Consider the following 26300-nt stretch of genomic DNA (forward strand, 5'->3'; position numbering starts at 1 on the left):
ACCTGGTACCTTAATTATAACTTCGATGGAAAAGTAGACAAATCGGTAACGTTGGGGATCGCCGGGGATACGCCCGTAGTGGGAAAGTGGAGGTAAAGGTACCGGTTAAAACAATCTTTTTTTTGTTCCGAAAAGATCCGGGAGTAGTATCCGGGGATTTTCAGACCGGGTTCCCCGGGGTTTTGAGTTCTTTTCCTTTTCATGGGAGTACAATTCCGTTAAAACTCCGGTCTTTATCGTTGTCGGTCTCGACGATATCTGGCGCAACCGACTCTGAAATTGATCAAGCTGATCAAGCCTGCCGGATTTCGCGCCTGCATCTTTACCCTGATGAAGAGTTCTGCAGGGTGAGAGTTCTCTTCTCCTTTGCCTTCCTTTTCTTCCTCTCGATAATGCGCTTTACCTTTTTTAACCGGAACAGGTCCTCCCGCTCCCGCTCCTCGATTGCATTCTTGATGAACTTTGCCTGGCTTTTCAGCTCGGGGATCAGGATCTGCTCGAGGGCATTGACCCTGCGTCGGTTCCTCTGGATCTCCGAGCCCAGCCTCCGCATGGCAGTCTCGGTCTCCGCAAGCTCGATCAAGAGGTCAAGCTCGGCCTCAAACCGCTCGGCAGTCTCATCGATCCGCCCGCTGGTGGCAATCACGCCATACCCCCGTTCGAGCATGCTTTTCGAGACCCGTTTCTTCTCGATCACCGGTACCGGAACACCCATGATGTTTTTCCCGGTGATATCGACCGTTATCGCCCGGCGGGTGGCAAACGATGCGGACCGGATCGTGACCGGGTCATCGACTGCCTGTGCAACGAGGAGTGCCATGTCTGCTGAGCGGGAGATCGTATCGAGCTCGTCACGGGACGTGGAGACCGTGTTGAGGATCTTAAAAAATTCCTGGATAAGCGCATCCATCTTTTCCCGGAGCAGATCCCGGCCCTGCTCGGCAAGCTTGATCTGCGCTTTTGTTTTCATCAGCTCCATCCGGGTAGGCTTGACCTGTTCCATCGCTCACCGTCCCGGTTCCCTGTGGGCAGGATGATACTTTGCGATATACTCCTTCTTGATCCGTTTAAGTTCGTCCTCGGGAAGGATTGCAAAGAGGTCCCATGCAGTCGAGAGGGTCTTTTCAATGGAGCGATTCTCGTCACCCTGCGTGATAAACCGTTTTTCAATCTCATCGGCAAATTTCAGGTATTTTTTGTCCAGCTCCGTGAGCGCCTCTTCCCCGACAATGGCAACGAGCCTGCGCAGGTCTCTCCCGTAGGCGTACGAGGCGTACAGCTGGTCGGCCACTCCCCGGTGGTCTTCCCTTGTTTTTCCGGGACCGATCCCGAGGTTCATGAGCCGTGAGAGGCAGGGGAGGGCGTCGACCGGCGGGTCAGCGCCCCTGCGGAAGAGATCCCGCGAGAGCACAATCTGGCCCTCGGTGATATACCCGGTCAGGTCCGGGACCGGGTGAGTGATGTCGTCGTCCGGCATGGTCAGGATGGGGATCTGTGTGATGGACCCTTTCTTTCCCTTGAGCCGGCCGGCCCGCTCGTAAATGGATGCGAGATCCGTGTACATGTACCCGGGGTACCCTCGCCGGCCGGGCACTTCCTCACGTGCCGTCGAGATCTCACGGAGCGCTTCGCAGTAGTTGATCATGTCCGTCAGGATCACGAGAACGTGGAGGTTATGGGTGAACGCGAGGTATTCCGCAACGGTCAGGCCGCAGCGGGGTGCCGCCAGCCGTTCGACCGTGGGATCGTCGGCAAGGTTCATGAAGAAGACCACCCGCTCCAACGCTCCGGTGCGCTCAAAGTCCCTCATAAAGAAGGAGGCCTCCTTGTGCGTGATCCCCATGGCAACGAACACCACGGCAAACTGTTCCCCTTCACCGAGGACTTTTGCCTGCCGGGCGATCTGGGCGGCGAGCTTGTTTGCCGGCAGCCCTGACCCGGAGAAGATGGGCAGTTTCTGGCCACGGACAAGCGTGTTCAGCCCGTCAATAGTGGACATGCCGGTCTGGATGAAATCCGACGGTTTATCCCGGGCCGATGGATTGATCGGGGTCCCGGCAATATCCAGGATCGCATCCGGGATGATCTCCGGGCCGCCGTCGCGGGCCTTACCGACACCGGAAAACACCCTGCCGAGCATGTCGATGGACACATTGATCCGCGCCGGCTCGCCGGTAAAACGGACCGTTGTCGCCTCGGTATCAATTCCCCGGGTACCTTCGAAGACCTGGACCACGGCAAGGTCTTCCGAGATGTCGAGAACCTGCCCGGATCGTTCCTCGCCGTTTTTTAAGAAGATCCGGACGATCTCCCCGAACGATGCCCCTTTCACGTTACTGACAAAGACGAGGGGGCCGGAAACATACGTGATCGTCCGGTAATCCCGGGTGACGAGGGGTGCCTGTTTCATTTCTCCACCTCCAGGGCAGTGAGCCCGGTGCTGATCTCCCCGATCATTGTTTTGAGGTCATCTGTGTTCCCGATATCCTTCATCCGCCCGATGCCCGTCCTGATCGGGAGAGCCTGGATCTGCTTGAGCGTGACGCCACGGTTCATCGCATCGTTCATCTGTGCATAATAGGTCATGATCACCTTGAGCATCAGGTACTGTTTCTCCATAGGGCAGAACGAGTCCGTGTCGCTGTAGGCGCTCTGCTGGAGGAAGTCTTCCCGGATCATCCGTGTCACTTCCAGGATCGCCTTTTCACTCTCCGGCAGCGCATCCGGGCCGACCAGCTGGACAATTTCCTGCAGCTCGACTTCCTTCTGGAGCAGGTACATGGTCTTTTCCCGGAGCTCGCGCCAGTCCTTTGCCACGTGTTCCACGTACCAGTCCCCGATGCTGTCGAGGTAAAGCGAGTAACTCTTGATCCAGTTCACCGAGGGGAAATGCCGGCGGTACGCGAGGCTGGTATCCAGTGCCCAGAAGGTCCCGACCACCCGGAGCGTGTTCTGGGTGATTGGCTCGGAGAAATCACCGCCCGGGGGGGAGACGGCACCCACAACGGTTACCGACCCGATCCGCTCTCCGGTGCATTCGCATTCGACCCTGCCCGCCCGCTCGTAAAATGCAGAAAGCCGGGTGGCAAGGTATGCCGGATAGCCCTCCTCTCCAGGCATCTCCTCGAGGCGCCCGGATACTTCCCGCAGCGCTTCGCCCCACCGCGAGGTCGAATCCGCCATGAGGGCAACATCATATCCCATGTCCCGGAAGTACTCGGCAATGGTGATGCCGGTATAAATCGACGCCTCCCGGGCGGCCACCGGCATGTTGGAGGTGTTCGCGATAAGAATGGTCCGTTCGATCAGCGGGAGATTGGTCCGCGGGTCGACCAGCTCGGGAAATTCGGTAAGCACGTCGGTCATCTCGTTGCCCCGCTCGCCGCAACCGATATACACGACAATCTGCGTATCCGACCACTTGGCAAGGGTCTGCTCGGACACGGTCTTACCGGTCCCGAAGCCACCGGGGATCATCGCAGTCCCGCCCTTGGTGACCGGGAAGATGCAGTCGAATACCCGCTGCCCGGTGACGAGAGGAAGGACCGGGTCGAGCTTTTTCCGGATCGGCCGGGGGATCCTGACCGGCCAGACCTGCATCATAGACAGCCGGGTGCCATTGTCAAGGACGCAGACGGTCTCTTCTACGGTAAACGAACCGCCAAGGATTTCCGTTACCGTACCGAAGACTCGTGGAGGGACGAGGATCCGGTGCTCGAAATGGAACTCTTTTACGGTCCCGATCACGTCACCGCCACTCACCGTGTCGCCCTTTTTTACTGATGGAGAAAACTCCCATTTTTTCTCCCGGTCAAGCCCCGGTGCGGAAATCCCCCGTGCGATAAAATCCCCGCATTTCGCGAGGAGCACCGGCAGCGGGCGTTGCACGCCGTCATAGATGGACGCGAGGAGGCCCGGCCCGAGCTCGACTGACAGGGGGGTTTCCGTATCCTCAACGGTCTCACCGATAGTGAGACCGGTTGTGTCCTCGTAGACCTGTATGACCGCCTCGTCACCCTCAAGCCGGATGATCTCCCCCCGGAGCGCCTCTTCCCCGACTTTTACCACGTCATACATCCTTGCCCCTTTCATACCCCGGGCAGTGATAACGGGGCCGGAGATCCTCGAAATGGTTCCCTGGATCATACCTTCACCTCCTCAGGACGATGTTGTATCCGATTGCCTTTTTCAAGAGCCGTTCGATATAGGACTGCCGGTCAACCTCTTTGGACTTCGAGGGAATGGGAATGATAAGCGGGCGGGCCAGCCGTTCGATACGGGTCATCAGCTTCTCATCAAGGGAGAGCATGTACTCCTCGTTCACCGCGACAATCCCGATATCATCCATATACAGCAGCGGGGGAATCACTTTTTTTGCCTCCTCCAGGTTTCTCGCTTCCAGCACCTCGACTCCCGCGAGCCGGAACCCCGATGCCCGGTCACTGTCGGTCACGACCACGAACTTATACATATATCAGTTCCTCCTTGAGCTGGTCAAGCGGAAAATCCGCTGTTTTACACCGCGAGATAATCCGGATATTGGTGATCTCATTGTACTTGGCCCAGAAGTACCCGATCACCGAGGCAACGCTCAGGGGATCCGAAAAAAAGGCATCCACGCCTTTTCTGACCAGGTACTTTTCGAGATGCTTTTCGAGAACGGAGATCTTCCCCATGACAACCGTCTCTGGAATATCCGCAAGGAACCGGTACGAGGTCTTTTCGAGCGCTCTGACGGCCTCGTTTACCGAATGCAGGGTTAAGAGGTACTTCAAATCCTCAAGGTCCAGTTCCTTTCCCCCTTCGATCAGGACGTCAGGCACAAGGTCTTCCCTGACGTGATCCCGGATCATCCGCAGGATCGTCTTGATGTTCACCACATCGATCTCCGTCCCGAGGATATCGCGGATGAGCGCATTGTTGTAGGACCGGCTCCTGACCGTTTCAAGGGCATTCTCGTAATAATACCGGTCCAGTGCGCATTCAAGGATCGCAAGATCCCCGGTTTCAGAGAACAGCGGGTAGTGTTCTGTAAGGGGGCGTGCATACACAATCTCCCAGGTGGCAAGCATGTCGATTACTGCCCGGACGTCAGGTTGTCTGATAAGCTCGGTGAGGGTCGCCTCATCCAGTTCCCCGGCAGGTACCAGGCAGTCGAGGATCTCCTCATTGGTGACATGGATGTTTTTTCCCCGGAGGATGGTCGTGATATTCTGGACATCCCACCGGTGCAGGAAGATCCGGATGTACCGTTCTGCTTCGCTGTCCTTGACAAACATCAGGATTTTGCGGAACGTGTGCGTGAAATTTTTCCTGAGTGCATATTCGATACAGAGCACATCGGAGTAATGGACTTTGGCTGCGATGATATCATTCCGGTATGGCGTCTTTTCAAGGTCTGCGATCAGGGACTCCATGTCCGGCTGGAAGATCAGGTTTTCAAGGGTATGACGGTCCAGCAGGTGACTTTTCATCCCCCGGATCCGTGCATTCACATACCCGTAATCCATCTCAATCACCGAACAGGATCGAGTAAATCTCGAGTTTCCGGTGTTCTTTTATCCGCTCCAGCCGCGATTCGACCGTGTTCGAGATCGTAACGGTTTCGTCCGTATTCGTGATAACAAGTCCTCCCGCAGTCGTGAGATCCGGAATCACAACGGCAGGCAGGTTTAGCCCGGTGAGTGTATCCAAAGCGAGCTGCCCGTCTCGTTTGTCAACATGAATATGGCATTTCCCGGTCTCTATTGCTCCAGCCGCTTCCTGTGCCAGTTTTTTGAAAATTTCCGGATATTCCGGATTAGTCCGAAGCGACAAAAGGCGCTGTTCTGCCATGGTGACAGCCTGCAAGAAAATCGTCTCTTTTCTCGTTATCAACTGCTTCTTCTCCTCAACCCTGACAAGGTACGTCAACTTGTTCCGCTCAATCAGGGCGGATTTTTTTGTCTCGTCAAGAGAGGTCTGCTGCAGGTCTGCTGCCCGGGCTTCTGCCGCATCCAGGATTGCCCGGACCGCGGCGCGTCCCCTGGTGCGGATCTCCTGCTCCCGCTCGCCGGCATTTTCCTCAACGGATTTTAACAGGTTCTCATAGGCCACAGTCTCACCCGCTCACTCCATGGAACTGTTCATCAGTACAGTCTGAAGGGAGATAGCGCCCGGGTGTTCCCGGCACGCGAGCCAACAGAAAAAACCTGTTGCTGATGGGAACACGCTTTTTTAGATCACCGGACGATCTGCATCATCCGGTTACTTGACCATCAGGATGATCATCGAAGCCACGACAAAGCCCAGGATGACCAGTGTCTCCGGAATTGCTTCAAGGACAATTATCGAACCGGCAGTCTCTGGCTTTTCGGCAATCGTGCCGGCCCCGGCAGAACCAATCCGTGACTGTGCCCATCCGGTCGCGAATGCGCCGGCGGCAAAGGCAATTGCTGCCCCCATGGGGACTTCCCAGCTTACCATGTGAATGACCTCCTCACTGATAGTATGCTCAATGAGGCTTCCATATATACATTTCGATACATTTTGCACGGAATATTGTGGAATATCGCATAAAAGTTTTAAAAATAATCAAAATTAAAAAAAATCGATTTATTCTGAACCACTAAGGATCCGATCGAGCGATTGCAGCATGGCATCGGTCATGTAGCGTTTTGTCCGGAGCTCCTTTCCCGTCTCCACCAGGGAATGGATATCCACGAGAGTAAGTTTCGAGAACCGGTAGGTGCTCCACCGGGGCCGGTCGATCGCAGTCCAGATCTCCCCGAGGGTCTCTTTCAGCACGTCACCGTCTGTAGGGGAGATCAAACCCCAGTCATCCCCAACCCGGCGTCGTATCTTGTCCAGTGCCTCCTCCACCGCCTTTTCCTTCTGGACAACAAAAATTCTTCTTCCCAGATCGCTGTCGCTGCTGTGGGACATAAGGAACCGTTGATGGGTGATATCCCCGCACCGGTTAATAATCATTTCCTCACACGTCACCTTTTCCTGAAGCAATCTCCAGTTTTTCATGGTACAGGCCGACGGGCGGCCCGCCACAAAATTTATTAGCGGGCAACCGGATTGATTCATCATTCCCGGACAGCGGGAAGAGGGGTTGAAATGCCGGAAGCGACGCAGGCTGAGATCGGCAGGCGGCTGTATCATATCCAGCGCGAAAAAAGAGTCGAGCGGGCGATAAAACTGATACAGCAGGGCCTCGGAACCGAGTGGAAGTCCTATACCATGGAGAAGATCGTCCTCCTCGGGCACCTGTTACAGTGTACATGGAACACGATCGATCAGGAGATCTGGGAGAAAATTCCCTTTGCGCATGCCAAAAAAAGTGATATCGATCAGATCCTGTCGTTCGGTGAAGGAGTACGGCCGGGTAAAAACCCGACGCAGGAAGATATCGGGAAGATCAGAAAGATCCTGTTGGGAATTTCCTGAACTTTTTCTTTTTTTTTGCATTCCTGCAATTAACCTGCGGAATCTATGCGCGACAGCTGTGCGATAACCCGACCCTCCATTTCCATGAAATTTGATAAAATGAATACCCCGCTTGCCCCGTGTCCTGATGTGGGCCGGTGGCACAAAGAGGGAATGGAGTTTACTCCGTCGCGACCCGGATACAGTCTTCAAGCGTCCCGATCCTGGCCTTTCCCCCGCACATGTTGGGCACATAGGCAAGGGCTTTCCCGGAGTTGACCATGACAGAGCCGTACTGCTCCATCACCGGCGAGACGACCATGCAGGTATCGGCAAAGACCCGGGCCCCGCTCTTCTCGATATTGTCAACGATTCTTGCGTTTTTGTCGATCACGCCCTGTGCGGCAAAAACATAGAGCGGTTTTGTCACGATGTTTCCCACAAGGAGCCGGGCGATCTCCTGGAGTTCTGCCGGGGAACAATGCGGGCAGCCGAGAGCAACGGCATCGACCGGGATATCGGAAAACAGCCGGGTAATTTCTGCCTGCTCGACCGGCACGGCTTCGATCCCGGAAAGATCGTACCGGTTTTTCTGTGCCTCGGGAGTGACTCCTTCAACATGATAGAGCGCGACGGCTCCTGTCGCCGCCATTGCCGCCCCGATGGCCTTGAGCGAGTCTGCACCCGGGGTTATGCCCCGGAAGTACGGGATCCGGTTGCCTACAATTTTTCCCGCGTGGTACCCGAGCGCCCCGTAATCGGCGATCGTCCACTTCGCTGTATCGGCATGGACATCGATCACCATCTGCGGCAGGCGGTTTTTTCCGAGATGCAGTCCGTAGCAGGGCGTCTTCCCGATGATGGCCGCGGCAAGGGCGGAAGGACCCCCCTCCCGGTTTGTCCGGGCCCCGATAACGGAGTTCGCGTAACAGACCGCTGACGACTCAGACCAGGCAAGGTGATCGCCATACCGGGTCTCGTACAGGTAATACGGGGTGCAGGTGCAGTCAAGCCGGATACCGAGCCGCTCGTATGCGGCGACAACGGCCTGCTGCTTTGCTGCAAAGTCCGGGTCGATCCCCATCTCCTCCCACCGGGTCCGGGCCATGCCGATCGGGTTTAAGACCGCGGGAACAACCGCCTTTGCATCGAGACTGTTGAGCCATTCAAGACCGTATTTCCCGATCGTCTTGTAGGATGCCCCGCTCACCTGCGCACTTTTTATCGGGACAAGCCGTTCAGCCCCGAACACCTTCCCGAGCGCGACCAGGAGTTCAAGGAGTTTCTGGCGGGTCTCGCCCTCTTCACCGGCAAGTATCCGCTCATCTTCCGGGTCGAGCTGCATGCCGGTCACCATGTGGCTCGCCGGAACTCGTCTTCGTGGCCGAGAACCATCGTCGCATCGACCCCGATCTTCACGTTCGTACCGTCCTCTTTCTGGCAGGGATCAAGCGATGAGCCGCGGACACCGGTGATCACCATGATGTCCATGTCGCCGCTCACCCGGGTCGCGATCGCGTACTCGACATCGTACGGATCCGTGGGATCGATGTCCTCGTCCACGACAACCACGTGCTTGAGCGAGGTGTGGGCCGCAAAGGCCGCCATGATCGCGTTCTTCCCGTCGCCCTGCGTGCTCTTTTTGATCTGGACGACCGCGTGGAGATACCCGCAGCCGCCCTTGGTGAGCACGACGTTCTTGACTTCGGTGACTCCTGCTACCGCCCGGTAGATCTTGGGCTCGTAGGGGCATCCCATCAGGACCTTGTGCTCGTCGCCGCCGGGCAGGATGCTGTGATAGATGAAGTCCGGCTTTGTGTACATGCCGGTGAACTCGATCACCGGCTGGCGCCGGACCGGGTCGTAGGTGCCCGTGATATCGACAAACGGGCCTTCGTCCGTGACATCCGGCCCGATGAACCCTTCAAGTACGATCTCCGCATCGGCAGGGACGAGCACCCCGTTGCTGCACTCCCGTACATGGATCGTCCCGCCAAGGAGTTCTGCCGCGTAGGCGAGTTCCTTTCCGGTCGGGACCCGGGTGCAACTCGCAAACGTCACTGCCGGGTGGGCCCCGATCACCATCGCGACCGGCAGGCGCTCCCCGCAGGCAAGCGCCTTTTTGTGCATCACGTACGTGTGCCGGCCCTCAACGAGCCGGGCCGCAACTCTGGTGTCGTCAAGGACAAGCATCCGGTGGATAGACGCGTTCTCCACCCCGTCCCATTTCGAGAAGACAACACCTGCCGTGAAATATTTCCCGGCGTCTTTTGGGAAGAAATGCATGACCGGGATCTTTCTGAGATCCGGTTTTTTCATGGCAAGTTTCCCGTCGTTTACGATCTTCCCGTCAAAGGTTGCATCGGCAAGTTTTTTTACGAGATTTTTCTCATCGATCCCCAGTGCGAGCGCGAGCGCGTGCCGGTTGGCCGTCACGTTCATGACCGCCCGGGCGCCGCCGATATCATGGAAGAAGAGGAGTTTGTCCGTTGCCGCAGCCCGTTGTGCCACTTTCATATCTTCGGGGGAGCACGGCTCGTTTACATCGATGACCCGGCCCGCTCTTCGCATCTTCTCAATAAATTCACGCATCATAACCACTCCAGCGCTTGGTAAGTGTATGCTCGACTTCGAGGTGATCGAGCACCCGGCCCACCACCATGTCCACCAGATCGGAGATCTGTTCCGGGTGGTGGTAGAACCCCGGGCAGGCCGGCATGATGGTCGCCCCGGCATCGTGGACGGCGAGCATGTTGGCGATATGGATCCGTGAGAGCGGCATCTCCCGGGTGACAAGGATGCACTTCCGGCGCTCCTTTAAGCAGACATCCGCCGTTCGCGTGATCAGGTTGTCCGCGTAGCCGGATGCGATCGCCGCGAGGGTCTTTGAACTGCACGGGATAATGACCATTCCGTCGTGCCGGTGCGAACCGCTTGCTATCTCTGCACTGATCGCATTGACCTCGTGGTACGTTGCATCAAAGCCTGAAAGGTCCACCCCCTCGTGGTGTGCGATTTCCAGTGCGACATCCGATATGATGAGATGCACACGGGCATCCTGGCACAGTACCTCAAGCAGGCGCCGGGCATAGCAGATCCCACTAGCACCAGTTACCCCGACCACGTATTCCTTTTTCATCGTTTCGCCTCCGCGCTCTCCTGTGATACCAATGTCGGATCCAGAAGTAAAAAGTGTTTATGCCAAAAAAAAGGGAAACACGGGAAAAAAGGAATTATTTCCGCATCGGGGCAAAGAAACGGTACCGCACTCTGGACTCCTCGACCCGGCGTGCGTGGGACGGGTTGAGATCCCGGCGGGCTTCAATGACAATCGTATTAAGGATATTATGGAGCCGGAGAGCATCGATATCTTTCTCCCTTGCCTCGTTAAAGAGGTCCAGCAGGTCGTTGACACTTTTGAGCACGCCGGAACTTGCGATAAGGTTGAGCCGGTTGAGCGTGAGCGCCAGATCTTTTTTGGCGATATCCATCTTGTAACTGTCACCAGCGGCAAGGTTGATCTCGGTCACGGCATTCAGGAGATCCGTGTACACCCTGAGTTTGTAACTGCTCTCGTGCATCCTGCGCTCCGCAGTACGGAGTTTGAGGAAGGACACTACAAGGATAACTATGACGATAACGATACCACATGTGATAACAAACACGTCGCCGATTATATCACTCATCTCATTTCACCTCAGGAAAGCCTCTTTGCAACATCCAGATCAACGTTAACCCGGTTTCTTTTTAACTCGATCTTGCAGGGGCCTGTCGTGTACATCGGATATTGCTGGTAGGTCTCATAAGGATATGTCCGGCCAAAGCCGCATATTAGATTTTTTATTCTGTCGCCGGGATTTCCGGTGCAGCCTGCGGGTCATGGGACGATTTGGATCAGAAAAGCGTGTCCTGGCGAGTGGGCTTTTTTATGTGCAGGATCTCTGCTGCTGCGTCGGCAACCGCGTCGCGATAGGCCGGGAGCGTATACACTCCCAACCGCCACTGCTCGCGCCGGGTCTGGTTGAGTGTCTGGAGCCGGGGGGACAACTCGGCAAAACCCACAAGAGCATGCCGGTTTTTTACCTGGACCTCGAGGGACATATCCCCGGGAACCGGGGGAATATCCACAAGCACATCGGCAGCCTGGCACCCGGCCAGCCCGGCAATGTCCCCTGCAACCTCCCGCGATCGCTCAAGCGACCACCCGGTCTGGAACGCCGCTGCATTGATCTGATCCTGCCCGGCATAGATGGCCCGCTTGTAGAGCCGCCGCCCGTAGAGCCGGTCTGCCATATCACGCGCAAGAGCACTTTTTGAGTGTTTGAGTACATGCATGCACTCCGCATCATCGAGTGCACAGATCTGCTCAAAACCCCCGGGCGGATGTGTTGCCATATGATCGAGCATCGCAATCTGGAACATGCACTCCCCGATCCGGCTCACATGGTGGTAATAGACGGTCGGGCGCATCAGGGTCCTCGCAATAAGCAGGGATTCTGCCGCATTGATCCCATTCTCGTCAAGCACGATTCCCTCCGGGGTCAGGTGGATATTCCTGATGAGGCGGTGCGCATCGACCGTGCCGTACGGTGCGCCGGTATAGTACGCATCACGGAGCAGGTAATCCATCCGGTCCACATCGAGGTCGCCGTGGATGATGCCCGATAGCGGGTGGCTGCCGTTCACGACCGCGCACAGGTCAGAGGGTTTTATCCCGAGCGGTGCGAGCAGCGGTGCGAACTGCGCGTCCACGATCCCGGCAATATCGTCGTGGGTGCGGCCGAGATTTGCCTCCATCAGGGGTTCACTTGCATGGGAAAACGGACCGTGCCCCACATCATGGAGGAGAGCTGCCACGAGCACCAGCTGACGGTCTTCCTTTGAGAGGCCGAACTGACGGCAGGCGACACCGGCCAGGTGCATCGTACCTACCGAGTGTTCAAAACGTGTGTGGTTGGCACCGGGATAGACAAGATAGGAGAACCCAAGCTGACGGATATGCCGCAGACGCTGGACGGCAGGGGAGTCTAAGAGCGGCAGGATCTCCTCGTCCACTTCCACATAGCCATGGACCGGGTCTTTGATAATCTTGGGATTCACTCTAAAGAATCTTCATATACATCGCATAAAAGTATTCTAGTTATGATTACGTTCCTTTCGGGCGGGACCGGTACCCCGAAACTGCTGCGCGGAATGCAGAAAGTGATGGACAGGCACGAGATATCAGTTGTCGTAAACACAGCCGAGGATATCTGGATCTCCGGTAACCACATATCACCGGACCTTGATACCGTCATGTACCTTTTTGCCGGTGTGCTCAATACCGACACGTGGTGGGGGGTAAGAAACGATACGTTTACCACCCACGATGAGATCGTCCGGATGGGCCTTGAGGAGTTTATCGCGATCGGGGATCGTGACCGGGCGGTGCATATCGCGCGGGCAAACCTGCTCCGTGACGGCATGAGGCTCACGAACATCACAAAAAACTTCTGCGATCGTTTCGGTGTACGGGAAAATGTCCTGCCGATGTCGGATACTGAAGTGACGACCCGGGTAAAAACTGAGCTTGGCCTCATCCACTACCAGGAATACTGGGTGCGGAGCAAGGGAAATATCCCGATCGATGACGTCGTGCGCTGTTCAAAGACGCCCCCGGAAAGTACAGAAGAAGTCCTTCAGGCAGTCGGGGCAAGCGATGTCGTGGTCATCGGGCCGTCAAACCCAATCACGAGCATCACGCCCATCCTTGAGTGCTCGGGGATCAAAGAGGCCATGAAAGACAAATTTGTCATCGCTGTAAGTCCGTTCATTGGCGATGCTCCTGTCAGCGGCCCCGCCGCTGCACTTATGACCGCCTCGGGCTTTGAAGCAACCTCGGCAGGTACCGCAGCGTGCTACAAGGATATCGTCGATCTCTTTATCCAGGACATCCGCGATCCCGTTCTCGTAAAAGACGCGATCCGGCTGGATACGCTGATGACCGGGGAAGAAAAAAGTATTGAACTTGCAAAGAAAATCCTGCAGCTGGCAAACAGGAACTGATTGTTCTCCCGGCCCGGGTCTATCCGGGGAATACCCCTCTACTCCTGTCAACCCGCAAAAAACATTTGCACAAGTATTTTAATTGATAATCGTGATAACCTCTCAACAATAAGGGAAACGGAATGAAGCGGATTTTCATTATTTCGGTATTAATTATCTGTGTCGCCATCTCCGGATGCGTTTTGGACCAGGCACCCGGTAAAGGCACGCTCCAGTTTTCAACTTCACCGGAAGGTGCCCAGATATATCTCGACAACCAGTACCAGGGGACCACCCCGAGTACTCTTTCCGGGATATCGACCGGGGCACATACCCTTGAATTCCGTTATTCCGGTTACGAGACCTGGAAGGCCAATATCACGGTTGCATCAGGATCTGCAACATATTCTGCTGCGCTGACACCGCTTGCATCCCTGGTAACCGCCCGGCCCACGCAGAGCCCCGTAGAAATATCCACCCAGGGACCGGTTGTCACTTCATCCTCGCAGCCTGTCGTGAAGATTCTGGAAAGCCAGACAACTATGATCATTGGCAGCTCGCAGACGTTTTACGGTACCTGCACGGGAAGTGATACGGTCATACTGATACTCTATGGGCCGGGCGCCTACAAGAACGGGATTGTGGTGGCCCAGCCTTCCGTCGGCGTAGATAATTCATGGTATTACACGTGGAAGCCAGGGTATTCCCTGATGTCCGGGACGTACACCATGATTGCCTATGACAAGCAGAAAACTGCATCTGATATGGCGATATTTTCCGTTGTCGGTGGGGGATCCGTCAACATCGCTGCAGGAAATCCTATCATTAGCCAGGGGGATACGGAAACGTATTCCGGACTGTGCACAAGTGGTGCGAAAAGTGTCACCCTGACATTATACGGGCCCGGACAATATGCGAACGGAGTGTACATTGCCACCCTGACCCTCAATGCGGATAAATCCTGGACATATAAATACAAATTCGACCAGTCAAAACCCCTGGGAACATATACCATGTCAGTCACGGATGAACAAAATACCGGATCCGATTCCGTGATTGTCACCGTGACGAATGGCTAAAGGGTACGTGAATCGCAGGAATTAAAAAAGTCCTCTCGTATTTTTTATAAAAAATTCTCCTCGCGGAGTTACAAGAAGGAAGCGCCCCGATATTTTTCTCCCGATAAGAGATCTGCCTTTATATCGGGCATGCGATACCTATTTGAATGATTTTATACAAACAGTGAACCAATGGGAGAATTTCTATGGCGATCGTAAAAAAATTTCTTAACATTTTCAAGTCGGGAAGCCGTGAGGAGGAGGAAGCACGACTGAACGCCCAGCGGGAGCGCTACGAGACTTTCCTCAAGGCACTTACCAGCGGCGATCTTGATACCCGCTGGAACGCCGTCCGTTCTGTCGGCGATCTCGGTGAACCATTTATCGAACCACTCATTAACGGGCTTAAAGATGAGTTCTGGATCATCAGGAGGGGCTCTGCCGATACGCTGGGTAAGATCGGTGTTCCGGCTGTCGTACCGCTGATCGGGGCCCTTTCCGACCCGGGTGAGGATGTCCGGCAGGAAACAATCCGGGCGCTCCAGCTCATCGGTGAGCCCGCGGTCACCCCGCTTATCCAGTCACTCAAGCACAATCACCCGTTCATCCGCCGGGGGGCCGTGCAGGCTCTCGGGGTCATGGGCGAGGGCCGTGCAGTGACAAATCTTATCGAAGCCCTCAAGGATACCGACCCGTGGGTCCGCCATGAGGCAGCCGTTGCGCTGGGCAGGATTGGCGACCCGCGTGCAGTAGCCTCCTTAATCGAGAGTCTCAACGATCCCCTTGAGCATGTGCGGATGGCCGCAATGGCGACGCTCTGCTCACTGGGAAAGGCATCGATCTCACCCCTCATCCAGGCCCTTGTCGACAAAAACGAGGATATCTCCCGCAGGGCTGCACTGGCACTGACGACCATCGGGGAACCCTCGGTCGAGCCGCTGATTGATGCCCTTTCAAACCAGGATCCGGGTATCCGCAAAGAGTCCGCTGCGGTGCTTGGCCAGATCGGGAACACAAAGGCAATTCCCACGCTCATCGAAATACTCGCAGATCCCGACAGGGCAGTCAGGATAGACGTTGTCAAGGCGCTTGCCGCACTCGGTGTGCCCGCGATTGCCCCGCTTATGCAGGTCTTCCGTGAAGGCGATGTCCGTTCGAGGACCGCCGCAATGGAGGCGCTCTGGATGCTCGGCCAGCCGGCAACAACGCCGCTCATCATGGTCTTAAAAGACGACCAGAGCGATGTACGGAAGCGTGCCGCCCTTCTTCTCGGAGAGATTGGCGACCAGAAAGCGGCGGATCACCTCGCCGGTCTCTTAACTGACGAGAACATATCTGTCAGGCGCGAAGCTTTTGAAGCGCTCGAGATGATAAAGAAAAGAAATTCCCCATAAGTCTCACTCTTTTCCTTTTTTTCCAATCATTATTTGTCAGATGCCGGTTTAAGGGGTATAATATGACCAGACAACATCAGGTTTCATCCCCGGACCCGTTCATGCAGGCTGCAATTGCCGAGGCCCGACTGGGCTTACACGAAGGGGGCATTCCCATCGGCGCCGTACTCGTACAGAATGACCGGATTATCGGCAGGGGGCACAACCGGAGAGTACAGGATGACGACCCTATTATCCACGCTGAGATCGACTGCCTCCAAAATGCCGGGCGGATCGGCACGTACCGCACCACAATCCTCTACTCCACCCTCATGCCCTGCTATCTTTGCGCCGGGGCGGTCGTCCAGTTCGGCATTCCCCGCGTGATTGCCGGAGAATCAGAGAATTTTCCCGGTGCCAGAGAGTTTCTTAAAGAGCATGGTGTCGAGGTGATCGACCTCGATTCTCCCGAATGCAAAGAAATGATGCGGGAGTTTATTGCGGCAAACCCCCGGTTGTGGAACGAAGATATCGGCACCCTGTAAGTTATTTTTTATAAGGAGGATCGGATCCTGGTATTTTTTTAAAGGGGAAAAGAAAGTATCGCGTGTGTTTTTGGCGACTTGCTATTTTCCTGTGGCTACGTTCAACGATTGATTCACATTACCTTTAGTTGCCAGAGCCGCCGCAGGGGTTCCTCTCCGGGGGTGTCAGCCACCATCAACTTATTTGACAAGGACGGGATTTACCCTCGCAATTCGAGGAAAAAGCCATTTTAAAAAAGAGAGATCAGATCCAGCCCATCGCATTCCAGTGATCGAACTCGTGCGTCCATACATCCTTGTTTGCAAGCACGAGCTGCTTCATGTGGGCTTTCCTGTCCGCATAATACGCCTGCTGGGCCGGATCTTTCCACTGCGTCCGGATGGCTTCGGTGAGTTTCCTGCCCAGTTCCTTTGCCGCTTTCTCCGCGGGCAGGATCGCATCCGGGTTGCCCATGAAGTTCACGCCAATCGTGCCGACCGTGGTCGCCCCGAGCATCCGCATCGCAGCGTTCATGTACTCTGCTGTCTCTTCTGCCATTGCCCCGCCGGCTGTAGAAACAGCGCAGCCGTACTTTCCGGTAAAATGCAGGCAGTGAACGCTGTCTGCCATCCGGTCGAGCATGGTCTTGAGCTGCGCCGTCACCGAATTGATGTAGACCGGTGAGCCAAGCACGATCCCGTCCGCATCGAGCAGTTTCTCGTACAGGGCCGGCATATCGTCGTCGTGAATGCACTCGCCTTTTGCATAACAGGTCGTACACGCTTTGCAGTACTGGATCTTTAAGGCACAGACATCGACAAACGTTATGTCTGCACCTGTTGCACGTGCCCCTTCGAGCACGCCAAGGACCAGCCGGCGCGTCTGGCTCTTTTCACCTTTGGGACTCCCGTTGATACCAATGATCTTCATCTCTAGTATTCACCTGTGTAGTGGTATGCCCGGGGCCTCATAAAGATGTGCAATACTCCCGGTTCGAAAGTCCACGGTAAAAAGAAAGCACGTGGCTTACTTTTGAGGATAGTACTAAAAACCACAAACATGAGATCTGATCATGCTTATCCGCGACAGTACCAAATGCCCCCATGAACAGGTTATGGATCATTCAGTGCTCTGCGAACTTTTGCACCCGGACAAAGTCGCCGGGGCCGGCGATCTTGCCTGCAGCATCGCCCACGCGATTGTGCCAAGAGGAAAATCAACCCTCCCGCACAGGCTGATGGAAAGCACCGAACTCTATTACATCCTCAAGGGAACCGGCACCATGAATATCGATGATGAAACATCCCCGGTCCGTCCCGGGCAGATTGTTATGATCCCCCACGGTGCTGTCCAGCATATCCATAACACCGGTAATTGCGATCTGGTTTTTCTCTGTGTAGTCTCGCCGAAATGGCAGGCTCGTGACGAAGTACTTGTCCCGGCAATGTAACCCCCATTCCACAGATCTTCCCACCCCTCGTGAGGTAAATATGGTGGGGATAAAGAATTTCATGCCAGGAAACCGATCAGGGCTAATAATCCCGAAGTATCAGTTCTTTTTCTTTTGCAGAACAATGATGATACAGCCAACGCCCAACAACACAGCCCCTCCAAAGATGACCGGCAGGGACAATCCTCCCGTGAATGATGCCAGTCTACCATTGAAGGGCTGAACGGCGTTTGAACCTGATTCCGGAACGACATGAACCAGTGCGGATCCGGTTCCGGTGGTATTCGATTTCATCCAGCCCACGGTCACAAAATAGTCGCCGGGTGAAAGACCGGTGGTGTCCAGTTCAAATGACCATTGGTTCGTCCTGTCCCGGGCGGTGACCGGGATCGTCCTCGAACCAATGAGGGAATTGGTATCAAGATTCCGGAGATCGGCATGCAGGAGGTTCTCAACGCCCATATTCGTTGTCCCGCTGATCGTGATCCGTTCGCCGACAGTCACATTCGGGAGCTGGCCCTCGGGGCCGGTGGCGGATCCCCGGTCAAAATTGACGGAAGGCTCTTCGATAAAAAAGTAATAGGGTGTCAGGATGTCATCGGTGCCCGGCAGTGCCGCCCCTTCAACAAGGATTCTGGCAACCGGTTCTGCGTTTGCCGTAATACCCTGTTTTGGCCCTATACCTGCGAAAATCGCCTGGCGGTTCAGGAAGGAAATATTCCCGGCATCGTCAACACGGTAACCGATCTCCGGTCTCCCGTTTGTCCCGGGGTCCTGGATTACAACAGCGTACTGCCCGCTGGAAAACCGGGAGGTCTCATCCGGCAGGATGGAGAGGGAAAAGTTCCCGTTCGTATCCGGGACCGTTGTAATCGTGTCGAAATAGTTCCTCCCGATCACCCAGACAATGACCGATCCGTTCTGTGCTCCCGTGCCGCTGATGGTGAAGGTATCGCCCTTTGCAAGGGTCTGGGGCACGCTCGTGGTAAATGCCACGGTGGCTGTTGCCGGTATACACAGCAGGGCGATAGCGACCAGCATGACTGCCGGCACCATGTACCCTGTCCTGTATGCTCTATTCTGCATATCGATCTGATGGCAGCGGGATCTTAAACGATTTCTGTGTCAACTGTCTCCAGAGCATATCCAGTATCCTCATGTTCTCCTGTATCCAAGAAGGACGCAGGCAAGGGAAACGGCAATACTGCATGGCAGGAGATCAAATCCCGGGCTCTCCGCTGCAGGGGTCTCCCCTGTAACGGGGGTCTCGGTCGGCAGGGCACTGCTGGTATTCCGGGATTTTTCTATGACCGTCACCACAGGCAGGGCCGGCGTCCGGTTCTCAAGGGTGAACAGGTACATCTGCCGGCTCGTATCGGTCTCCTCGGAATACAGGATCCTGTCTCCTGAAATCCCCCACAGGGACTGGCTTTCCTCCGTTTTGGGAAGGCTCGTGTATTCATTTGTCCCGATATCGTAGAGGATCCCCTGGCAGATTCCCCGGGGGTTAACAGAATAGGGGATACATTTCAAAAAGACGACCCGGTCCCCGGAGATGAAAGGCGAGCCATGGCGCATTATCTGGTCGCCACCGATCACAGACTCGGTGCCGGTCGATATCCGGTACATACGGATCTGGGAAAAATCAAACCCGTTCCGGAAATCGATCCAGATGACATAATCGCCCGATACGACCGGGTATCTCTGGTACGAGGGATCCGTACAGATTGGTGTCTCCGTGCGGGTTTCAAGATCGTACAGGTAGATGTCCGGGTTCTCTATGCCGTTTCTGGTATCCTCCCATACGATGTAACGGCCGGAGATGGAGGGACGTACCTGCCCGCCCGGGCTCTCGCTGACGGGGATGACTTCCCCGGTCGTCAGGTTCATCATGTACAGGTCAGTCCCCTGATCGTTCGTGGCCGTTGAAAAACCCTGAGACCAGACGATGCGGTCCCCGTCAATTGCGGGTTCCGTCCGTTCTACCGTATCAATCGTGACGTTCCCGAACTGCCGGTGATAGGTTTTGAGCGCACCCCATGCAGACGAATCGGGGACTACCCGTTCGGTGCCTGTCGTACTGTTGTAGATATGGGTGACATCATCAGGGAACATATGCTGCCATATGATCCGGTCTCCCTCTATTCTCGTTCCAAGGATATTCGCGCCATGCTCGTCATCCGCCGTTCCCGGTACCAGTTCCGTGCGGTTCTCTGAGATACGATAGAGGTAGAGTCCCATGGGGTAACGGGGGTCTTTTGACGCTTCAAGGTTCTGGAAAACAACCAGATCGCCGGCAAAGGTGTAGTAGAATGTTATGGCAGGATCCCCGCTCTGGTATTGGGGATTAAGGGGTACCGTTGTTCCGCTGGCATATCCGGCATCGGCACCCTGCGCGATGGCAATGCCGGAAATAACCTGCAGGAATGCAAGAACGATCACCAGCCAAAAACATCCGGACATTACTCTGCGGTAGTCCCAAAAGAACAAACAAACCCCTCCCCGGCCGACCCCCGTGGAGCTGCCACGGCAGGTCTTTTCCTGATACAGGTTATGACCCGGGTTTATGATACGGTTTCTGTGACATTCATCTATCTTCCTGCCTGAGGCAGTTGTCACAGAACCTTTATGGGAGGGGTAAAGAGAATCTCTAAAAAACGACAACAGTGCGTATACCGGCACCCTGTCTTCGTGGCAGGGTTTCCGGTGCGCTGGAGCAGGGCGGATGAATGGAAAGAAAATCCTCACGTATTTTGTTCTCATCCTTTTTCTGGCGCTCGCGCTCCTCGAACTGGTGTATATCCCGTTCTTTGGCGTAAAGCCCGGAAACGAAGCAATTCCCTTCTGGCAGCACCCGCCAAAAGTCATCATCCTGCACGCGGCATATCTCATCTCACCGGTGCTCGTGAAGCCGGTGGATCTCCTCCTGTTCTGGGCTGTCGGGTTTGGAGTATGGCTTGGGTTCCGGCAGGTCAGCTCCAAAAATGTTCTCGTCCACCCGGAGCGGAACCGGATCCACGCGTTTATCCGGGATCATCCCGGCATCCATTTCCGGGAACTGGAACGGCAGACCGGTATCAACCGGGGGACCCTTACGTATCACCTTGACATGCTCGGTCAGACAAACAAGATTCTTGCGATCCCGGGTTCCGGTTACACACGGTATTTTGAGAACGGCGGGAAGTTCTCCGACCGCGAACAGCAGATCCTCTCGTCATACAGCAATGACCGGCAGCGTGCCATATTGCTCCTGCTTCTTGAGTCCCCGCGCACTCCCACGGAACTTAAGGAGAATCTCCACGTGTCCGGGCCATCGGTCTCGTGGCACATGAAACGGCTCTGCCACGATCAGATGGTTACGGTCCGGCAGGAGGGAAGGAATGCCCGGTATGTACTGGATCCGGAGGTCAGGACTTTTTTACAGGACAGGGGGGCCCTCTAAAGGTGAACGGTACTCCGGCATAGCAGCGGGATCCGAATCTGGCGTTATAGATCAGGTTGCTCCCGGTCGACGATTAGCCGACCTATACCGGGAAGTGGACCTGCCAAAAACCTCACCCAAATCCGGATGAATTACCCGATATCCTTACGACTCACAGCATCCAACCAGCACAATAGAGGATTTTATCACATGGATGTGCAGCCGTCTTCCGATCCCTGTCAGGAGAATGATGATTTTGCAGAATACCAGCAGCAGCTTGCACTCTTCTCGTCATGTTCAACGGAAAAAGGGATCGAACTGCTCAAAATCGGGATGGTAATGCAATCCCTCGATAAAAGGGAAGCATTCCTTGATATCGGGGCGGGCGGTGGCCACCTCACGATCCCGATCTCTCAACTGTTTGACAGGACGACGGTTGTTGAACCGAATCCCCGCCAGGCTGGTATGTTCCGCAGCCGCTGTCCCGGATTCCGCATCTATAACGACAGCTGGATAAATGTTGATCCGGGGAGTGATCGGTTTGACATGATCCTCTGCTCCCATGTCCTGTACTATATCCCCGATGGAGCGTGGATGGCAACCATTGAGAAGATGTATTGTCACCTTTTACCGGGAGGATGTCTTGTTATTGTTATGCAGTCCCCGCTTGGTGAGGTTGCGCGGTTTTTCAATGCTTTTACCACGTATGACGTACCCGTGATCGAGCTGGTGCGGGCTGTCATCGATCACTATGGTGACGAGGCGGTCCGTCTTGAGTATTTCCAGAATGAGATCTTCTCAAAATCCCTGGATGAGATGACCGAGATCGGGCTGTTTTTACTTATCGACCCTGACTTCCGAAAGCGTTCAGCAGATATCAGGTATTATTTTTTGAACCATCATGCCCTGGCTGGTGGTTATCGCATCAGGCAGGATGAGATCCTGCTGGTAATACAAAAGCCCCCTTCACCGGCGGCTGCCAAAATTGCCGACTGATGATGGGTAACCAGAAAGGATGCAGTGAAGGGCAGTATGTCAGATGCCGGGGGACTCTCCCGGAAATTACCCGTCCGGTACGGAGAAGTGAACCTGCCAAAAGAGCCACCGGATTCATCAGTATTCTGCGGTACGGCACCTTTGTTCTGGATGAACCAAAAGGATCCGTTGTTGCCGTGAGAGATCCGTTCCCGTGAAACCCGGTTGTTACCTGCTCGTCAGGAGCGTGTGCTGGTAGTAAGAACAGGGAACCCGGGGACCGCACTGCCGGGACTTTCCCTTTGGTTACTTCTTTTTCTGTCCCGCTTTTGCCGGGCACTGGTATGCATCCGCTTTCTTTCCGCCGTTCTGGGTACCGAGGTACTGCGCTCCCCAGGTACAAAGGGCTTCGAGGATAGGGATGAGGGTCTTGCCAAACTCGGTGATCGAATATTCCACCCGGGGCGGAACCTCGGGGTAGACTTTGCGCCGGATGACCCCGTCCTCTTCGAGTTCGCGGAGCTGCTTGGTGAGCATCTTCGCATTGACCCCCGGCAATGATTTCTGCAGTTCGCCAAACCGCATCACGGAATCGCCGAGATGCCAGAGGATGAGGGGTTTCCACTTTCCGCCGATCACATCCAGTGTCGCTTCGACGGTACAGTGGTAGGTCTTGCCATTCTTCGTATAGGGCATGGTTACTCCAAGGAAAGTCTATTACAATATTGCCTGTATCACCTATATATTCAGTTGTGGCAGAATCTATCTTAATGATTCAGATCGCCATTGCAGACTATTGGTGTGTATTCTGCCTGCGTATGGTTTTCTGTCAGGAATTTCTTCCCCGTGGCAGGGGATGCAGGGAGTAAGCGTATGGAGAAAAAGGCGATACAACCGAATTTTTTCATCCCGATGCCGGTCGTTCTTGTCGGGACACAGGTGGAGGGTAAGGCGAATTTCATGGCCGTGGGCTGGTGTGCCCGGGTGAACGGGAACCCGCCCATGATTGCCTGCGGGATTGCGAAAAATCACTATACCCCGAAGGGAATGGAGGAGTCAAAGACCTTCTCGGTTAACATTCCCTCATCGGATCTTCTTGAGAAGACCGATTACTGCGGTCTGGTCTCCGGCGCAAAGACCGACAAATCAGAGGTCTTTGATGTCGTCTATGGTTCGCTAGAAACCGCGCCGATGATCAGGGAATGCCCCGTCTGTCTGGAATGCCGGCTGGTTCAGACGGTAGATCTCCCGACGCACAATCTGTTTATCGGCGAAATTATCGGGGCATACGCGGACGAGAGGGTACTAAAAGACCAGAAACCGGACTTCCCGGCCATCGACCCGCTCTTCCTGACGATGCCCGACAACCGGTACTGGTCGCTTGGCAAATGTGCCGGTGATGCGTGGAGCGCCGGAAAGAACCTGGTGCAGCATGCCAATACAAAGAAAGGACACTGACATGACCACCATACTTGTCGACCAGGATCTCTGCACCCGGTGCGGGATCTGCTCAAATGTCTGTACAATGGGGCTTATTGACCCCGCCGATGAGAACACCCTGCCAAAAATACCGGATGCAAAAACCGGCATGTGTATCCACTGCGGGCACTGCGAGGCATTCTGCCCCTCGCAGGCACTCCTCTTGAACGACCTCCCTGACGAGAAGGTATCCCTGCCGGCCGGTGCCGGGTCGATTGCCCCTGAGGATATGGGGTATTACCTGAGGAAACGCCGATCCATACGGCGCTTCACGAAGGATCCCGTGCCAAAAGAAAAGATCCTCGAACTCCTTGATATCGCCCGGTACGCTGCATCGGGAGGAAACGGGCAGCCCGTGGAGTGGATCGTTGTCCACGACCCGGAGAAGGTAAAGAAGATCGCCGGGCTGACCGTCGAATGGATGAAGACGCTCATAAACTCGAACCACCCGATGAGCGGCTACGTGTCGGTCCTCATACCGGCATGGGAAAGCGGGTATGATGTCATCTGCCGGGGCGCCCCGCACCTGCTCGTCGCTCACATCCCTGAGGGCAACCCAATCGCACCCGTGGATGCGATCATCGCCCTCACGCACTTCGATATCGCGGCCCCGGCGTTTGGCGTCGGAACCTGCTGGGCGGGATTCGTTGCCATGGCTGCCGTATCTTACGAGCCGCTCCAGAAGGAGCTTGGTATTCCTGCCGGGCGGAAGAGTGCCTATGCGATGATGTTCGGCACCCCGCAGTACAGGATCTATGGGCTCCCACGCCGGAAACCCCTGAAGGTAACGTGGCAGTAGGGCCCGCATGAAAACCCTCTTTGACGAGACACGCATAGGGACGATGCGGCTCAAAAACCGGCTCGTCCGGTCGGCGACATGGGAAGCGATGGCTGACGACACGGGCCGGCCGACACCCCGGCTTCTCGAAGTGTACCGGGAACTGGCTGCTGGCGGTATCGGTCTCGTCATCACCAGCGCGACCCTGATCGCGAAAGACGCCTCCGGCCTTCCGGGCATGCTCTCCTTCTATGACGATGCCTCCGTCCCGGCCTTTGCCTCCCTCGCCGCCGCCGTCCACGACAACGGCTGCCCGGTGATACAGCAGCTCACCCTTGTCGGTACCGGCGGTGCCTGGTGGACCCCCGGTTCGGTCTCGGAGGAGGACATCCGGCACGTAATCCGGCTCTTTGCCGATGCAGCCGCCCGGTCACAGCAGGCCGGGTTCGATGGGGTGCAGGTTCATTCGGGTCACGGGTATTTCATCAGCCAGTTCCTGAACGCACAAAAGAACACCCGGACCGACGCGTATGGCGGATCGGTCGAGAACCGCGCCCGGTTCCTCGTGGAGATCGTGGACGCGATCCGGGCCCGGACCGGCCCCTCGTTTACCATTCTTGTCAAGATCAACTGCTCGGACTTTGAAGAGGACGACGGGGTGTGGGATGCCTGCCGTGCTGCCTGCCGCACCCTTGCGGACCGGGGGATCAGCGCGATCGAGATCACGGGAGGCGCCTCCGGAAAGCTCGACCCGGCAGGGACGGGCTACGATGAATCGGTCTTCCGTGACTATGCAGCGGAGATCGCAAAAAGCGTGGATGTCCCGGTCATCATGGTCGGCCTCAACCGGAGTGCGCCGGTCCTCGTAAAACTGCTGGAGACCACCCGGATCGGGTACTTCTCCCTCTCCCGCCCGCTCCTCCGCGAACCCGATCTTCCGAAGATCTGGAAGGCACACCCGGACCAGCCGGCAGCATGCACCTCCTGCGATGCGTGCCGGGAGCACCCGGAGGACGGGATCTCCTGCCCGTTCCGGGATGATCCTGCCTAAAAATGCGGGAGAGGGATCCCGGAGATCTCAACATCTGAAACCTGGAGAAGAACGAAGATAAGGAACGTGAAGATGACAAACGTTATCGCAGTCAACGGGAGCCCGCGGAAGAAATGGAATACGGCAACGCTGCTCGAACATGCACTCGAAGGCGCGAAATCCGCGGATGCAGAGACCGAACTCGTGCACCTGTACGACCTGGACTATAAGGGATGTATCAGCTGTTTTTCCTGCAAGATAAAAGGAGGGAAGAGCTACGGGAAGTGCGCGGTAAAAGACGATCTGATGCCAATCCTCGATCGGATCCGGGACACGGACGTCCTGATCCTCGGCTCCCCAATCTACTTTGGGATCGTCACCGGCGAGATGCGCTCCTTTATGGAGCGGCTGATGTTCCCGTACCTTGTCTACGACAAGAACCACTCCTGCCTCTTCCCGAAAATGATCCCGACGGCGTTTGTGTACACCATGAACGTCTCCGAGCAGATCATGAAGGAGCAGTACTGCTGGCCCATCGGTGCAAATGCGACCGTCTTAAAGATGATATTCGGGCAGTCGTCCGAGACCCTCTTCTGCAACGAGACGCTCCAGTTCAAGGACTACGACAAGGTAGTCTTTTCCTACGCGGACCCGGAGGAGCGGCGGAAGCGCCACCGGGAGATCTTCCCGCAGGACTGCAAACGGGCCTTTGACCTCGGTGTCCGGCTGGTTCAGGCAGCAGAATCCGGGGCTCATCTAAAAAAGAAGGCGTGA

29 protein-coding genes are annotated in these 26300 nt (G+C 55.7%); 12 read left to right on the forward strand and 17 right to left on the reverse strand.

Annotated elements, in window-relative coordinates; genetic code table 11:
* Positions 1 to 322 precede the first annotated feature (322 nt).
* From WCX19_RS11645 to WCX19_RS11680, 8 genes are all read right to left on the reverse strand, one after another.
* Entirely contained in the window at positions 323 to 1003 is a 681-nt protein-coding gene (locus WCX19_RS11645) for a V-type ATP synthase subunit D (RefSeq protein ID WP_373008298.1), read from the reverse strand.
* 3 nt (positions 1004 to 1006) lie between these two features.
* The gene (locus WCX19_RS11650) at positions 1007 to 2410 is read right to left on the reverse strand and encodes a V-type ATP synthase subunit B (RefSeq protein ID WP_373008300.1); all 1404 of its coding nucleotides are present in this window, start codon (positions 2408 to 2410) and stop codon (positions 1007 to 1009) included.
* Positions 2407 to 4146, reverse strand: a complete 1740-nt coding sequence (locus tag WCX19_RS11655) for a V-type ATP synthase subunit A (RefSeq protein ID WP_373008302.1) — start codon at positions 4144 to 4146, stop codon at positions 2407 to 2409. The genes WCX19_RS11650 and WCX19_RS11655 overlap by 4 nt, the downstream gene beginning before the upstream one ends.
* Before the next feature lie 4 nt (positions 4147 to 4150).
* Positions 4151 to 4471: a V-type ATP synthase subunit F gene (locus tag WCX19_RS11660; protein ID WP_373008304.1), complete on the reverse strand. Its 321-nt coding sequence runs from the start codon at positions 4469 to 4471 to the stop codon at positions 4151 to 4153.
* Entirely contained in the window at positions 4464 to 5510 is a 1047-nt protein-coding gene (gene ahaC / locus WCX19_RS11665; RefSeq protein WP_373008306.1) for an ATP synthase A1 subunit C, read from the reverse strand. Before ahaC ends, WCX19_RS11660 begins: the two co-directional genes overlap by 8 nt.
* 1 nt (position 5511) lies before the next feature.
* A complete protein-coding gene (locus WCX19_RS11670; RefSeq protein WP_373008308.1) occupies positions 5512 to 6096 on the reverse strand; it encodes a V-type ATP synthase subunit E in 585 nt (194 codons plus the stop codon).
* A 150-nt stretch (positions 6097 to 6246) separates the two neighbouring features.
* The gene (locus tag WCX19_RS11675; RefSeq protein WP_373008309.1) at positions 6247 to 6465 is read right to left on the reverse strand and encodes an ATPase; all 219 of its coding nucleotides are present in this window, start codon (positions 6463 to 6465) and stop codon (positions 6247 to 6249) included.
* 129 nt (positions 6466 to 6594) lie between these two features.
* Positions 6595 to 6969: a hypothetical protein gene (locus WCX19_RS11680; protein ID WP_373008311.1), complete on the reverse strand. Its 375-nt coding sequence runs from the start codon at positions 6967 to 6969 to the stop codon at positions 6595 to 6597.
* Between the two features lie 135 nt (positions 6970 to 7104).
* Here WCX19_RS11680 and WCX19_RS11685 point away from each other — a divergent pair, with 135 nt between their 5' ends.
* Complete coding sequence (locus tag WCX19_RS11685; RefSeq protein WP_373008313.1) at positions 7105 to 7434, forward strand: hypothetical protein; 330 nt, start codon at positions 7105 to 7107, stop codon at positions 7432 to 7434.
* Between the two features lie 160 nt (positions 7435 to 7594).
* On the opposite strand, the gene WCX19_RS11690 is transcribed toward WCX19_RS11685, so the two are convergent.
* The 5 genes from WCX19_RS11690 to WCX19_RS11710 all read right to left on the reverse strand — a co-directional run bounded on the left by WCX19_RS11690 (position 7595) and on the right by WCX19_RS11710 (position 12513).
* Positions 7595 to 8758, reverse strand: coding sequence for an aconitase X (locus WCX19_RS11690; RefSeq protein ID WP_373008315.1), 1164 nt, complete (start codon positions 8756 to 8758; stop codon positions 7595 to 7597).
* Positions 8759 to 8763: 5 nt separating this feature from the next.
* Complete coding sequence (locus tag WCX19_RS11695) at positions 8764 to 10005, reverse strand: UbiD family decarboxylase (protein ID WP_373008379.1); 1242 nt, start codon at positions 10003 to 10005, stop codon at positions 8764 to 8766.
* The gene (locus WCX19_RS11700) at positions 9998 to 10552 is read right to left on the reverse strand and encodes a UbiX family flavin prenyltransferase (RefSeq protein WP_373008317.1); all 555 of its coding nucleotides are present in this window, start codon (positions 10550 to 10552) and stop codon (positions 9998 to 10000) included. Before WCX19_RS11700 ends, WCX19_RS11695 begins: the two co-directional genes overlap by 8 nt.
* A 94-nt stretch (positions 10553 to 10646) precedes the next feature.
* Positions 10647 to 11099 carry a hypothetical protein gene (locus WCX19_RS11705; RefSeq protein ID WP_373008319.1) on the reverse strand — a complete coding sequence of 151 codons (453 nt, stop codon included), beginning with the start codon at positions 11097 to 11099 and terminating at the stop codon, positions 10647 to 10649.
* 208 nt (positions 11100 to 11307) lie between these two features.
* Entirely contained in the window at positions 11308 to 12513 is a 1206-nt protein-coding gene (locus WCX19_RS11710) for an HD domain-containing protein (RefSeq protein ID WP_373008321.1), read from the reverse strand.
* Between the two features lie 42 nt (positions 12514 to 12555).
* On the opposite strand from WCX19_RS11710, the gene cofD reads away from it, so the two are divergent.
* The 4 genes from cofD to WCX19_RS11730 all read left to right on the forward strand — a co-directional run bounded on the left by cofD (position 12556) and on the right by WCX19_RS11730 (position 16413).
* On the forward strand, positions 12556 to 13458 hold the full coding sequence (cofD, locus tag WCX19_RS11715) for a 2-phospho-L-lactate transferase (protein WP_373008323.1): 903 nt from the start codon (positions 12556 to 12558) through the stop codon (positions 13456 to 13458).
* Positions 13459 to 13640: 182 nt separating this feature from the next.
* Complete coding sequence (locus WCX19_RS11720) at positions 13641 to 14516, forward strand: PEGA domain-containing protein (RefSeq protein ID WP_373008325.1); 876 nt, start codon at positions 13641 to 13643, stop codon at positions 14514 to 14516.
* A 185-nt stretch (positions 14517 to 14701) separates the two neighbouring features.
* Complete coding sequence (locus WCX19_RS11725; RefSeq protein ID WP_373008327.1) at positions 14702 to 15889, forward strand: HEAT repeat domain-containing protein; 1188 nt, start codon at positions 14702 to 14704, stop codon at positions 15887 to 15889.
* 62 nt (positions 15890 to 15951) lie between these two features.
* On the forward strand, positions 15952 to 16413 hold the full coding sequence (locus WCX19_RS11730) for a nucleoside deaminase (RefSeq protein WP_373008330.1): 462 nt from the start codon (positions 15952 to 15954) through the stop codon (positions 16411 to 16413).
* A 244-nt stretch (positions 16414 to 16657) separates the two neighbouring features.
* On the opposite strand, the gene WCX19_RS11735 is transcribed toward WCX19_RS11730, so the two are convergent.
* Positions 16658 to 17323 carry a flavodoxin family protein gene (locus tag WCX19_RS11735; RefSeq protein WP_373008332.1) on the reverse strand — a complete coding sequence of 222 codons (666 nt, stop codon included), beginning with the start codon at positions 17321 to 17323 and terminating at the stop codon, positions 16658 to 16660.
* A 142-nt stretch (positions 17324 to 17465) separates the two neighbouring features.
* Between WCX19_RS11735 and WCX19_RS11740 the strand changes: the two genes are divergently transcribed.
* The gene (locus WCX19_RS11740; RefSeq protein WP_373008334.1) at positions 17466 to 17843 is read left to right on the forward strand and encodes a cupin domain-containing protein; all 378 of its coding nucleotides are present in this window, start codon (positions 17466 to 17468) and stop codon (positions 17841 to 17843) included.
* 99 nt (positions 17844 to 17942) lie between these two features.
* Here WCX19_RS11740 and WCX19_RS11745 read toward each other — a convergent pair whose 3' ends face one another.
* Positions 17943 to 18899, reverse strand: coding sequence for a hypothetical protein (locus tag WCX19_RS11745; protein WP_373008336.1), 957 nt, complete (start codon positions 18897 to 18899; stop codon positions 17943 to 17945).
* A 99-nt stretch (positions 18900 to 18998) separates the two neighbouring features.
* Positions 18999 to 20306 (reverse strand): hypothetical protein, encoded by a 1308-nt coding sequence (locus WCX19_RS11750; RefSeq protein ID WP_373008338.1) that lies wholly within the window; start codon positions 20304 to 20306, stop codon positions 18999 to 19001.
* 262 nt (positions 20307 to 20568) lie between these two features.
* On the opposite strand from WCX19_RS11750, the gene WCX19_RS11755 reads away from it, so the two are divergent.
* Together WCX19_RS11755 and WCX19_RS11760 are read left to right on the forward strand one after the other, a co-directional pair.
* Positions 20569 to 21285: a winged helix-turn-helix transcriptional regulator gene (locus WCX19_RS11755; protein ID WP_373008340.1), complete on the forward strand. Its 717-nt coding sequence runs from the start codon at positions 20569 to 20571 to the stop codon at positions 21283 to 21285.
* Positions 21286 to 21474: 189 nt separating this feature from the next.
* The gene (locus WCX19_RS11760; RefSeq protein WP_373008342.1) at positions 21475 to 22260 is read left to right on the forward strand and encodes a class I SAM-dependent methyltransferase; all 786 of its coding nucleotides are present in this window, start codon (positions 21475 to 21477) and stop codon (positions 22258 to 22260) included.
* Between the two features lie 285 nt (positions 22261 to 22545).
* On the opposite strand, the gene WCX19_RS11765 is transcribed toward WCX19_RS11760, so the two are convergent.
* Complete coding sequence (locus tag WCX19_RS11765) at positions 22546 to 22935, reverse strand: winged helix-turn-helix transcriptional regulator (protein ID WP_373008344.1); 390 nt, start codon at positions 22933 to 22935, stop codon at positions 22546 to 22548.
* Between the two features lie 177 nt (positions 22936 to 23112).
* On the opposite strand from WCX19_RS11765, the gene WCX19_RS11770 reads away from it, so the two are divergent.
* The 4 genes from WCX19_RS11770 (at position 23113) to WCX19_RS11785 (ending at position 26300) form a co-directional block, all read left to right on the forward strand.
* On the forward strand, positions 23113 to 23697 hold the full coding sequence (locus WCX19_RS11770; RefSeq protein WP_373008346.1) for a flavin reductase family protein: 585 nt from the start codon (positions 23113 to 23115) through the stop codon (positions 23695 to 23697).
* 1 nt (position 23698) lies between these two features.
* A complete protein-coding gene (locus WCX19_RS11775) occupies positions 23699 to 24517 on the forward strand; it encodes a nitroreductase family protein (protein ID WP_373008381.1) in 819 nt (272 codons plus the stop codon).
* A gap of 7 nt (positions 24518 to 24524) precedes the next feature.
* Entirely contained in the window at positions 24525 to 25547 is a 1023-nt protein-coding gene (locus WCX19_RS11780; RefSeq protein WP_373008348.1) for an NADH:flavin oxidoreductase, read from the forward strand.
* 72 nt (positions 25548 to 25619) lie between these two features.
* Entirely contained in the window at positions 25620 to 26300 is a 681-nt protein-coding gene (locus WCX19_RS11785) for a flavodoxin family protein (protein ID WP_373008350.1), read from the forward strand.

Origin of the sequence: Methanoregula sp. (genome assembly GCF_041663825.1) — an archaeon.
GTDB lineage: Archaea > Halobacteriota > Methanomicrobia > Methanomicrobiales > Methanospirillaceae > Methanoregula.